Below are 11675 nucleotides of genomic sequence, written 5' to 3'. Positions count from 1 at the left end.
AATGGCTGCTTCGTACATCGTGTTACTGCTGCGCTCGGCCGGATTATTTTTCGTCCTGTACCGTTTCCGCATCCAGCTCGTAGGCGCCTTCTGCGTTGTGCACTTCCTTGCCGTGCAGCGGCGGGTTGAAAACGCAGGCCATTTTCATTTCGGATTTGGCCTTGAGTACGTGCTTATCGTTTTTGTCCAGGATGTAGATGGTGCCCGGGGTGATTTCGTGCACCACACCGTCAGCCTCCGCCATCACCGAACCTTCACCGGAAATGCAGTACACCGATTCCAGGTGGTTCTGGTAGTGCAGGTGCAGATCTGCCCCTTCATAGATAGTGGTGATATGGAAGGAAAAGCCCATGTTGTCATTCTTCAACAGCAGTCGGGTGCTCTCCCAGCCTTCGGAAACAATACGACGGTCGGTTTTTTCGGCTTCTTGCAGTTTTCTAACGATCATTGCTTTTACTAACTCTTTCTAAATTCGTGTTCTGGTCTTGAAAAATTTGGCTTTGACTATTTCGTATTGAAAAGCGGCGGCCGGTTTCAGGCCGCACCCGCCAATACTTTTTCTGCGGATTCCGCGTCACTCTCGTCCGCGAAGAAATCGTGCTCTTCCGGGACATCCTGGCCCTTCAGCACTTTGGCCACGGCCGCTTCCACAATATCCAGCGCCTTGGTCAGGTTCTCGTCGCTGATGGTCAGCGGGCACAGGGTTTTCACCACGTGGTCGTCGGCACCGCTGGTTTCAATCACCAGGCCATTGCGGAAGGCTTCGGTAGTGATCTTGTCCGCCAGTTCACCGCTGACGCAGTTGAGACCACGGAACATGCCGCGGCCGCGGGTGGTCATGTTGCCGTCACCGTATTTCTCAACGATGGTGGAAAGGCGCTGCTCTATGTAGTCGCCCTTGCGCAGCACTTCCTTCGCGAACTTGTCGTCGCTCCAGTAGTGGTTGATGGCCGCAGTGGCAGTAACGAACGCCAGGTTGTTGCCGCGGAAAGTGCCGTTGTGCTCACCGGGCTTCCACTGGTCCAGTTCCGGTTTCATCAGCACAACCGCGAACGGCAGGCCGTAACCACTCAGGGATTTGGACAGCGTCACGATATCCGGCTTGATGCCCGCTTCTTCAAAGCTGAAGTAGCTGCCGGTACGACCGCAGCCCGCCTGAATGTCATCCACGATCAACAGTACATCGTGTCGTTTACACACTTCCTGCAAATTGCGCAGCCACTCGACGCTGGCGGCGTTGATCCCGCCCTCGCCCTGTACGGTTTCCACCAGTACCGCAGCGGGATGATCGATACCACTGGAAGAGTCGCTCAGGACTTTATCCAGGTAGGCTGTGGTATCGATATCGTCACCCAGATAATTTTCGTAAGGCATGCGCGATACGCCGCTCATGCTGACACCGGACGCACCTCGGTGATGAGAGTTACCGGTAGCCGCCAGCGCGCCCATGCTGCAGCCATGGAAACCGTTGGTGAAGGAAATGATGTTCTCGCGGCCTTTGTATTTGCGCGCGATTTTCAGCGCAGCCTCAACCGCGTTGGTGCCGGTCGGACCAGTGAACTGCATGATGTAGCTCATGTTCCGCGGCTTCAGGATTTTCTCGGAAAAGGCCTCCAGGAATTGGCCCTTGGCCTTGGTGTGCAGGTCGAGGCCGTGGGTAATGCCATCCTGCTGGATGTATTCCAGCAGCGCTTCCTTGAACACCGGGTTGTTGTGGCCGTAGTTCAGGGTGCCGGCGCCGGCGAGGAAATCCAGGTACTGGTTACCGTCTTCGTCGTACAGGTACTCGCCCTGCGCCTTGTTGAAAATCCGCGGGAAAGCGCGGGCATAGCTCATTACTTCAGATTCGATTTCGTCAAAAATTTTCATACAGGCCACCCTTATTGAATGGTTGATTTAAATAAGTAAAAGGAGAAACACAAAACAGGCCGCAAAACCGGTACCGCGCGCTCAGCCAACTGCAGCTGCAGCCGTCTCGGCAACGGGTTCGGCCGCGGCCGCGGTGAAAGGACCTATACGCAGCAACATTTCACTGTCGTGGGCACCCTTGAAGTGGCGCTCGCGGTCAAACATCACCGAATCCACACAACCAGCGTCCAGCTTGCGCGCCAGACTGCGGAACAGCGCCCAGGAGGCGTCGTTGTCCGGAGTAATGGTGGTTTCCAGGTGGGTGACCGCTCCACAGGCCGGGCGGCCGAGGATTTCGCGCAGCATGCGGCCGGCAAGGCCCATACCGCGCCCCGCTTCGGCCACCGCCACCTGCCATACAAACAGGGTGTCGGGGCGCTCGGGAATCCGGTAACCGGAGATAAAACCCACCAGCTCGCCATCCAGTTCCGCCGCCACGCTGGTGGCTGAGAAGTGGCTGGCCTGCAGCAGGTTGCAATAGAGGGAGTTGGTATCCAGGGGCGGGCAGGCACCGATCAGCTGGTGCACTGCGGCACCGTCTTCGCTCACCGGGCGGCGCAGCAGCACTTGCGCACCCTGTTCGGGCGCACTGGCCGGCTGCGCCAGCTTTACCTTGTCGTCGATTGAGTCGTCTTCTTTCTGTTCGCTTGTCGCGCTCAAACCAATACCTTTAGTCATCAAATTGTTAGATCTATATCAAATGAATGTAAAAAAGCTGTGAAAACGCGACATTACGTCATCACCACTTATTTTCGCTTGAAATTTGACCTTTTCTTTAAAAAATTATTTACTGCTCTAAATATTTAAATACATCGTACTCTAAACATTATCGAGGGCGCAAGGCCAAGCCTCATGCAATTTGATCAGAACGCGACCAGTTTCGACCCCGAAAACGACACGCAGGATTACGCCGAGCCCAGTAAACACGGGGGCCACAGGGAAGCCCATGGCCGCACCGGGTCACGGGCAGAGGCACCCGGAGAAAAGTCGCGAATTGGCACGGAGGTGAACGAAAATGTGACTCAGGGCGGGCAGGCAATTGACAAAAGCGCCGCAGGACCTAAAGTCGGGCGCGGGCAAACAAGCCGCCGCGCCTGCCACCCTGATTTCAAGAGCCTGCTGCTGATGGACAAAATTGAAGAAGTACTGATCACCCTGCGCCGATTGATCCGCGCCACCGACCTGCACTCCAAGCAGCTGGTGAAGACCGCCGGGCTGACCGCACCGCAGCTACTGCTGCTGCAGGCTATCCGTGAGCAGGGTCAGGTCACCATTGGCGCCCTGGCAAAAGAAATCAGCCTCAGCCAGGCCACTGTTACCACCATCCTCGACCGCCTGGAAAAGCGCGGGCTGGTGTATCGGGAGCGCTCCATCGAAGACAAGCGCAAGGTGCACGCCTACCTGACCGATAAAGGCGCAGACATCATTCGCGACGCCCCCACCCCGCTACAGGAGCACTTCGTCAAACAGTTCCGCGACCTGCGGGAGTGGGAACAATCCATGATCATCTCGTCCCTGCAACGGGTGGCACTGATGATGGATGCGGAACATATCGACGCCTCCCCGGTACTGGACGTAGGAGATCTCGACCGCAAGGACACCCGCAACCTGCCGGAACAGGACGAGCCGAAATAGGGAGGGAGTACCAATAAGCCCCCTTTCAAGCACCGAAATACAACCCGGAATCAAGCTTGACCGAGACGCCGGTACAAGCTGTTCGCCCGTTGCTAACAATTCGCATCCAATCATTGCAATCGGGCCGCAGTCGGGTATAAATGGGGCAACAACACTAAAGTGGACGCGCGCCTATCAGTAAGCGTTCACTGACTCAAGACAGCGGCGCTTTGCGTTGTCGCGGCAGAAAAAGATGAGAAGTGCGTCACGTATCTCCCCTCCGGAACATGCTTGAACCACTCGGCCCCCGCGACCGTAACCCGGTAAAAACAATTGGCCCCTGGCAGAGACCCGTATTGCTATACGGACCACTGCCGCATTGGCCGTGCACAAGGCTGTGCTCGGCGAGAAGCAATCCGGCCGCCCTGTCTTGATCATTTCCACACGCACACAAAGCCGAAATGTTGCGGGCTCACTGTGTCACTGCGATGTGGTCTTATTTGGGGAAGGGACTGAACATGGCCTGCTTGCAACATCCTGACCGGGATCAACCGGTTTACCTGATGGCACACCACACTGTGGGTCGCCGCCAGGGTGTCGCCGACACGCGCATCACTCTGCCGGAAATTTCCGGTATTCACGCCGCCATTCAATGGACCGGCAGCCACTGGGTTATTCGCGACCTCAGCCGCAATGGCACCTGGGTCAATGGCCAGCAACTGATCCCCGCCAAAAATCAGCAGCTGCAAGTGGGCGACAAAATTACCTTCGGCCGCGCCAACAACCCGGTGTGGCGAATGGAAAACCTGGACCCACCGGAAAACCTGCTGATCGACATCGAGAGCGGTGAAAGCCAGCCTCTGGAGTCCTATCACCTGCTACCCGATGAGCACGACCCCATCGCCAGCCTGCACTTCAATCCCATCAACGGCGTATGGATTTACGAACTGCTGGAGAGTGCGGAAAACAGCGAAAGCGCGAGAGTCGTCAACCACGGCAGCCGCATCGACTGCGCCCACAACAGCTGGGAGCTGTTCCTCGGCAATAGCCAGAGCACCACCACCGAGCTGTCGATCAACAACCTCTGTGTCTCGGATTTCCGCCTGCGCTTTAGCGTCAGCCATCACGAAGAACACATACAGCTGCAGCTGGCCAAAGACGACATGAAGCTCGACCTGGCGGCGCGCACCCACAATTATTTATTGCTCTACCTGGCCCGCGCCCGCATCCGCGATATTCAGCGCAAAGTCGACCACTCCGACCAGGGCTGGGTCGCCATTGACCTCGCCACCCGCGAGCTGGGCATTACCGTCAACCATCTGAACACCCAGATATTCCGCGCGCGCAAACAGATTGCCGACAGTCTGCCGGACGCCATCGACACATCACGCCTGGTAGAGCGCCGCGCCTATGAAATGCGCCTCGGGTGCAACCAGCTGGATATCTTCAAGGGGTCGCAGAAAGAAGTCCTGGAAGCCACCAGTGACGAACACCCTATTATCAATACGACCACCGGCTCAGAAGTACCCGAACCCGTTTGAGCCACGGCTGGATTAATGTTCAGCGCCCACAGGGAGTGGGCCCAAAACCACGGACGGCGGTTAACCCGTAGTTTTTTACCGCAGTCAGAAGCATGCAAACAGAGCAGTTACCTTTTTATATCGGCCGCTATCACGCTACCGCCCGCCTCGGCTCCGGCGGTATGGGCGTGGTTTACCTGGCAACCGACGAACGCCTGAATCGCCAGGTGGCGATCAAAAAGCTGCTCCGCAACCCCAACAGCAGCAATGCCAGTGAGCGCATTCGTCGCGAGGCGCTGCTGCTGGCACAACTCAATCACAACAATATTGTTCAGCTCTACGATGTGGTCGAGGGCGAAAACGACATTGCGCTGGTGATGGAGTATGTGGATGGCTGCAACCTGCAGCGCTGGCAACGGGAGCGTTCCCCGGATCTGGTGCAGAAGTTACAGCTGCTGAAGCAGATCTGTGCCGGCCTCACCCGCGCCCACAGCGCCGGTATCATTCACCGGGACCTGAAAGCAGAAAATATCCTGGTGGATAGCAGCGGCACCATCAAGATTACCGATTTCGGCATCGCCAAAAACCTGCAGGAAGACAGCGACCTGACCCGCGAGCAGCACGTGGCCGGCAGCTGGGGCGCTATGTCGCCGGAACAGGCCCAGGGCAAGCCCCTGGACAACCGCAGCGACCTGTTTGCCCTGGGGGTCGTGGCCTACCGCCTGCTGTGCGACCAGAACCCCTTCGGCGACAACAGCAGCCCCTATGTCACCGTCGACCGCATCGTCAAACATCCCCATCCACCAGCGTCCAAGCTGGCACCGGAGCTCCCGCCGGCACTCTGCGCGCTGCTCGACCAGCTACTGGCCAAACAGCCGGAGCAGCGCCCCATCAATGCCGCCGCGGTCGCCGCCGAACTCGACCAGCAGCTGCTCGCGATCCAGGGCAGCGGCAGCTTTACCCGCACCCACACAATCACCGCAACGGTCACCGCGGAAAGCTTTTACCAGCAGGGCAGCCATCGTCCACGCCTGTTGCGACACATTGCCCTCGGCACCCTTGCCGCCGGCCTTCTCGCAGCCGCCACCCTTGCCCTGTTCAACAGCGACCTGCTCTCGAAAAGCAGCGCGCCCGCCGCGAGTAAATATATTGCGGTACTGGAACCGCTGGACCGCGACAAGCAAGCAGCGTTAAGCCGCGAACAGCGTCTGCTGGTGAGCAACGTACAGAATGCGCTCAAACAGGGGCTCTCCAACCGCAGCGGCCTCAACCTGATCTCCTTTGCGGAATCCCGTAGCCTGCGCGGTGAACCGCTGGCCGCCCAGGCCAAATCCCTCAGTGCCGACCTGCTGCTGGTGCCGGCGTTCGACTGTGATCCGCTTAGCTGCGAGCTCTCGCTGGAACTGCTCGACAGCGACACCCTCGCGGTCATTGCCAGCCGCAGTACCCGCCTGGCAGTGGTGGAAGAAGGCCTGGAAAGCCGCGGCCGCACCCTGCACCAGGTCAACCACCTGCTGCCGGACTACCCGGCACGAGGCAACGACCAGCCACCCCATATCAGCGATGCGGATTACCTGACCTACCTGGAGATCTACGAGCAACGCAGTGACCAGCTACACCAGGCAACCCTGCTGGACCAGCTGGAGGAACTGCAAAAAACCGCGGGGACCTTTGCGCCGCTGTACGAACTCTATTCAGCCATGGTGATCGATCGCGAAGCCAACAGCCGCGCAGCAGATGCCGATAAACGCCTGGCCAGCTTCCTGCGCAAGGCACCGGCCTCGCTGGCCGACACCCCGGAACTACTGATCGGCGAACTGCGGCTGGCAATCCATGTGAACGACGCGGGCCGCGCAGAAGCGCTGCTCGCACGCCTGAAACTGGTACTGCCGGACAGGGCCAGTTACTACTTTCTCAGCGCTCTCTACCACCACCGGCGTGGCGCCTACCCGCAGGCATTGGAAGAGATCAACAACGCCCTGGCCCTGCGCACCAGTTATGTCTATCTGACCCAGAAGGCACTGGCGCTGACCCAGATGGGCGACATGCCTGCGGCCAACGAAGTACTGCGGGAAGCCATGACCCGCTACACCGGTTTTAGCGATGCCAACTCGCTACTGGCGAGCAACCTGCTGGACCTGGGCCAACCCGAGGAAGCCATTCGCTTGCTGACCGAGGTCGGCGCCGAGAGCCTGGGTCCGCTGGACCTGTACAATCTCTGCCAGGGTTATTACATCGAAAAGCACTACCGCCAGGCCCAGCGCTGCTTCGATCGCCTCGCCCGCCTCTCCCCGGACGATGCCGACCCACTGCTGTACCGCGCCGAAATCGCCCACGAACTGGGGCAGGCGGAACAGGCACCCGCCTTTGCCCAGCGCGCCCTGCAAATCACCCAGGGCCGCGACGACTGGGAAGCACTGCTACTGCAGGCCCGCGCCTATGCGGAACTCGGCGAAGCGGAAAAAGCCGTGGATAACCTGATCCGGATTCGCCGGGATGCGCCGGACGATATTTACGTCAACTATGCCCGCGCCCAGGTGTATATCACCACCGGCGACCTCCTCTCCGCCAAGGCCCATATTCGCAAAACACTGGAACAAGGTTTCTCCCCCATCTGGTATTGCACCGCGCGCTTTGTCAAAATCTGCAATATTCCCGCGTTCGACGACCTCCGGCAGCAATATCCGGGGCTCTGCGGCGGCGCTGGAAAGAACAAAGAAAAGATAGAAAACAGCACCGCTGGCAATTCCCAGATTGCCAGCAGCGGCGATGCCAGCGTGAACCTTTGACCGGCACCCTCGGTTAGAGCCAACCCGGCACGCCGCCCCCGGTCAGGGGTGAAGGCCGGGGTATTCCCAAGGCTCTAACAAAAAGAACACGCAGATGGATATTGCAGATCCAGAAGCTGGCCAACAGGCCAGTGCCGCCAATACCAATCAATCCGCCACGGAGTTACCGGGCAACGGCAGCGACCGCTACCGCATAAACAGCACCCTGGGTGCCGGCGGCATGGGTATTGTCTACCTCGCCGACGACCTCAAACTGCACCGCCAGGTGGCGATCAAAAAGCTCAGGGATGATGTCGCCAGCCAGAACGCCCGCGAACGCATCCAGCAAGAAGCCCGTTTATTAGCCCAGCTCAACCACCCCAATATCGTCGCCCTGCACGATGTGCTCGGCGGCGAAGAGAGTGACAGCGGCGATATTGCCCTGGTGATGGAATATATCGAAGGCACTACCCTGCGTGCCTGGATGCGCGAGCGCAGCCCCAGCCTGCAGCAGAAACTCGGCCTGCTGATGCAGATCTGCAAGGGCCTGAGTGAGGCCCACAACCTCGGCATCATTCACCGCGACCTCAAGTCCGACAACATCCTGATTGCGGAAAACAGCAAGGGTGAAGCGGTAGCCAAGATCACCGACTTCGGCATCGCCAAATCCCAACAGCTGGACGAGCAGACCCTGACCGCGGAAAACCAGCTCGCCGGCACCATCACCGCCATGTCGCCGGAGCAGATCCTCGGCAAAACCCTCGACGCCCGCAGTGACCTGTTCAGCCTCGGCACCATCGCCTATGAATTGCTGTGCGGCAGCCGCCCGTTTGAAAAACACGAAGGCGGCGCCCTGGCCATGGCCAACCGCATTACCAGCGAACCCCACACCCCGCCGCAACAGGCGTGGGCAGAGATTCCCGAGCCACTGGCGGTGCTGCTGGACAAGCTGCTGGCCAAAGATCCGGCACGGCGCCCGCAGAGTGCGCTGATTGTGTATCAGGGATTTGCGTTGCTGCACAAACAGGGGCTGGAAGCCGACAGCGAAGACTACACCGCAACCCTCACTGACTTGTTTACCCAGCAGAAAGTCAAAAGCCGCCGGCGCTGGCAGCGCGTTCTGACAGGCATTGCGGCCACGGTGGTGTTGAGTGCCGGGGGTTACTGGAGCTGGAAAGAAATTACCCGACTGGAGCCGCAGTACATTGCGGTGATGCCGGTGGAGATTAATGGCGAGATTCGCGGCGAGGAAAATGCCAAGGCGCTGACCAGGACCATGGTGCGGCAGGCGTTGATGAATTCGGTATCACAGTTGAAGGCGAGTGCGCTGGTGAGTTTTACACCGAAGGAAGGACAGGATTTTGAAGCGCAGCTTCAAGCGTTACAAAATAGGGGAGTAACTGGCGCACTGCATGCACGATTAGAGTGTGCGCAGACTCGATGTAATATTGATCTGCAGCTCATTTCCCCTTTAGACCAATTGGTAAAGCAGCAAGCTAATATTACCTTCTTAACTAATAAGCAGCAGGAAGCGCAATATCGAACGACTAACGAGGCTATCGAACTATTTAGCCCCAGTTACCGGCACGCAGAGCTGAGACTCACAGCGATGTCAAACTCGGACTATAGTAGCTATTTAGACATTCTTGGTCGTATGGAGAACAAGGCCTTAGAGGTTAATGATCTTAATGACCTCATCTTATTGAGCAGCCGATACCCTCGTAATAGCTATATTTATCAAGGAGCAGTAGATGTAGCGGCTCGACTATTTGTTCTTAATGGCCACGAAGATCATCTTCAATCTGCTTTGCGACTAATAAATCAAGCAGAAGATTATGACATACCCACGCACTTATCAGCTCGCCTAAAGCTCTTTATATTCGGACTAGGGAATTACCCGGAAAAGTACCATAAATTAATAGCAGAGCTAGAAAAAACTGACTTCCCCGTTGCAGAACTACTAAGTGAAAGGTCGCGTCATTTCTATAGGGAAGGTGATTACCAAGCCGGACTGAAATACGCCAATGAAGCCTCCGAGTTAAACCCATCGGTGGATAATTTTTACTTGAAAGCCCTAAATGAAATTTCCAGCGGGAGCTACGACGACGCACGCTCAACTCTTAATCGAATCACCAGCAAAGCCCCTAATCACTGGTCGTCCTATGCAGCCCTTGGGGTAATCGAGCTCGAAAGCGGCAACCTAACAGCTGCAGAATCAGCAATTTCCGCAATACCTCCAAATCTGCGAAGCTGGCGCACATCTTCAAACTTGGGTGTCATTTACTTTTTACAAGGGAAATATAAAGCAGCACTGAACACATACCAAAAAGTGCATTCAACCACACCAGAGAGCGCACTAGTAACCAGCCAAATCGCCGAAACTCAACTGGCACTAGGCAATATAATCGAAGCAAAGAAAAGCTATACAGATGTTTTAAACCTGACAAACGAAAAAGATGATCTAGAATCGCAACAGCTACATATTCTCGCGCTTGCCAATTTAGGCAACACATCGAAAGCGATATCTTTAGCTCACAAACTAGTCCAAAAATATCCAGAAGATACGTACATCAAGTACTCTGCCGCCCAAGCTTATGCTCTCGCTGAAGAGTGGCATTCAGTAAACTACTATGTTGAGCAATTACTAAATCAGGGCATGAGTGCAGAGTGGTTTAATCTACCAGCCTTTCAGAGACTCTGCACCCAGCCCAAAATATCCATCGATCTTAAAGCTGCTATCTGTAGCTAATTAGAGTGGATCAAGCGCAGCTTTTGGGTCACCGGAAACAATGTTCATTTCAGTGTTAATGTCTTGGCACAGCCACAGGAACGAAAAATCATTGCCGTCAGCAGCCTGCTCAGAGCTCTTAATTTTAGCCGTCACTTGCAACACGGAGTAATTTTTATCACTGCCTTTACTAGCTTTGGTATTGAATTCTTGCTTGAACTCCGGACTCAATCCAACAATCCCGTCAAAATTACCCTGATTAGTCTTGGTGAACTGGATTCCTTCTACTTCTGACGTATCCAGGGTGATGTTCAGAGTGATAGATTTGTTCTGCCCGCGGAACTGGAACAATATGTTGCCAAACTCCTCACCGGGGTTGGCGGCATTGAACAGCGGCCAGTATTGCGCCTCGCCATTTACCGGAGAGACCGGCTTCAAGGTCAGATCAAAGGTATCGTTTACGTTCAGGTCGGCGACGAAAGTCGGCTTGTCGGCACATATATTGGCCATGATGTTATTCCCCTAAGTTGTATCCCAAAGTTTGATGCTTTCCTGGATACCGCTCGGAAAGCGCGTTTGCTCTCTAATGGTTCTCGCAGCCACCCCCTATACCGTCCGTGAGCTTTCGGCTACGCGCTATAGCATAAAAGAAAAGTACGCCGGAACTCCATCACATTCCGGACAAAAAAAACCGGCAGTAAGCATGCTTACTGCCGGTATGAATCAGATGGTCCCAGCCATCTACGGTTACAACAACACTATCAAGAGCGAAATGAGGCATCCGTGCCTCTGTCAGGCCCTTCCACAATCCCGGCTTCCTAGGCTCTGTGGTTACCGGGCCGGCCTGACGGTTCAGCTTGCGCCGAAGTCTTCCTGAATTGCCGGGGGGCTTCTGCAAGAGGCCTGCTTAAGGAACCCTGCGGAGATCCCCGGCTACCAATCCTTTGGCAACTGGTCGAAGTGCGCTCTGCTGTTACCGGTGCGGCAAGCGAATCCATCGCTTGCCGTGTTCCGTCTTCCTTAACGGCCCACTGGTAACAGGGTGTCTGCAATCCACCTTGCCGCGGCTCCTGTGACGGCCGGGCATCGCGTGTCCTTCAACCTTGAGCGCTACTCTACGCAGAACCCCATTACACA

At 56.4% G+C, this 11675-nt stretch carries 8 protein-coding genes; 4 read left to right on the top strand and 4 right to left on the bottom strand.

Annotated elements, in window-relative coordinates; translation table 11 throughout:
• Positions 1-43 precede the first annotated feature (43 nt).
• The 3 genes from GRX76_RS06130 to ectA form a co-directional block, all read right to left on the bottom strand.
• A complete protein-coding gene (locus GRX76_RS06130) occupies positions 44-448 on the bottom strand; it encodes an ectoine synthase (protein WP_160152502.1) in 405 nt (134 codons plus the stop codon).
• An 86-nt stretch (positions 449-534) separates the two neighbouring features.
• Positions 535-1869, bottom strand: coding sequence for a diaminobutyrate--2-oxoglutarate transaminase (ectB, locus tag GRX76_RS06125; protein ID WP_160152501.1), 1335 nt, complete (start codon positions 1867-1869; stop codon positions 535-537).
• A gap of 81 nt (positions 1870-1950) precedes the next feature.
• Complete coding sequence (ectA, locus tag GRX76_RS06120; protein ID WP_236250571.1) at positions 1951-2568, bottom strand: diaminobutyrate acetyltransferase; 618 nt, start codon at positions 2566-2568, stop codon at positions 1951-1953.
• Between the two features lie 465 nt (positions 2569-3033).
• On the opposite strand from ectA, the gene GRX76_RS06115 reads away from it, so the two are divergent.
• From GRX76_RS06115 to GRX76_RS06100, 4 genes are all read left to right on the top strand, one after another.
• Positions 3034-3543 carry a MarR family winged helix-turn-helix transcriptional regulator gene (locus tag GRX76_RS06115; RefSeq protein ID WP_160154840.1) on the top strand — a complete coding sequence of 170 codons (510 nt, stop codon included), beginning with the start codon at positions 3034-3036 and terminating at the stop codon, positions 3541-3543.
• Positions 3544-4040: 497 nt separating this feature from the next.
• Positions 4041-5063 carry an FHA domain-containing protein gene (locus GRX76_RS06110; RefSeq protein ID WP_160152499.1) on the top strand — a complete coding sequence of 341 codons (1023 nt, stop codon included), beginning with the start codon at positions 4041-4043 and terminating at the stop codon, positions 5061-5063.
• A gap of 92 nt (positions 5064-5155) precedes the next feature.
• Positions 5156-7831, top strand: coding sequence for a protein kinase (locus GRX76_RS06105; RefSeq protein ID WP_160152498.1), 2676 nt, complete (start codon positions 5156-5158; stop codon positions 7829-7831).
• Positions 7832-7925: 94 nt separating this feature from the next.
• Positions 7926-10559, top strand: a complete 2634-nt coding sequence (locus GRX76_RS06100; protein WP_160152497.1) for a serine/threonine-protein kinase — start codon at positions 7926-7928, stop codon at positions 10557-10559.
• Here the strand turns inward: GRX76_RS06100 and GRX76_RS06095 are convergent, their stop codons facing one another.
• Positions 10560-11048, bottom strand: a complete 489-nt coding sequence (locus tag GRX76_RS06095; protein WP_160152496.1) for a hypothetical protein — start codon at positions 11046-11048, stop codon at positions 10560-10562.
• Positions 11049-11675: the final 627 nt, after the last annotated feature.

Source organism: Microbulbifer sp. ALW1 (genome assembly GCF_009903625.1).
Taxonomy (GTDB): Bacteria; Pseudomonadota; Gammaproteobacteria; order Pseudomonadales; family Cellvibrionaceae; genus Microbulbifer.
The sequence above is the reverse complement of the archived record's forward strand: the minus strand, read 5'-3'. Positions and strand labels throughout refer to the sequence as shown.

What these genes read in the sequence shown, in the direction of transcription:
- GRX76_RS06130 (WP_160152502.1), bottom strand. Translation starts at nt 448, where the DNA reads ATGATCGTTAGAAAACTGCAAGAAGCCGAAAAAACCGACCGTCGTATT.
- ectB (WP_160152501.1), bottom strand. Translation starts at nt 1,869, where the DNA reads ATGAAAATTTTTGACGAAATCGAATCTGAAGTAATGAGCTATGCCCGC.
- GRX76_RS06115 (WP_160154840.1), top strand. Translation starts at nt 3,034, where the DNA reads ATGGACAAAATTGAAGAAGTACTGATCACCCTGCGCCGATTGATCCGC.
- GRX76_RS06110 (WP_160152499.1), top strand. Translation starts at nt 4,041, where the DNA reads ATGGCCTGCTTGCAACATCCTGACCGGGATCAACCGGTTTACCTGATG.
- GRX76_RS06105 (WP_160152498.1), top strand. Translation starts at nt 5,156, where the DNA reads ATGCAAACAGAGCAGTTACCTTTTTATATCGGCCGCTATCACGCTACC.
- GRX76_RS06100 (WP_160152497.1), top strand. Translation starts at nt 7,926, where the DNA reads ATGGATATTGCAGATCCAGAAGCTGGCCAACAGGCCAGTGCCGCCAAT.
- GRX76_RS06095 (WP_160152496.1), bottom strand. Translation starts at nt 11,048, where the DNA reads ATGGCCAATATATGTGCCGACAAGCCGACTTTCGTCGCCGACCTGAAC.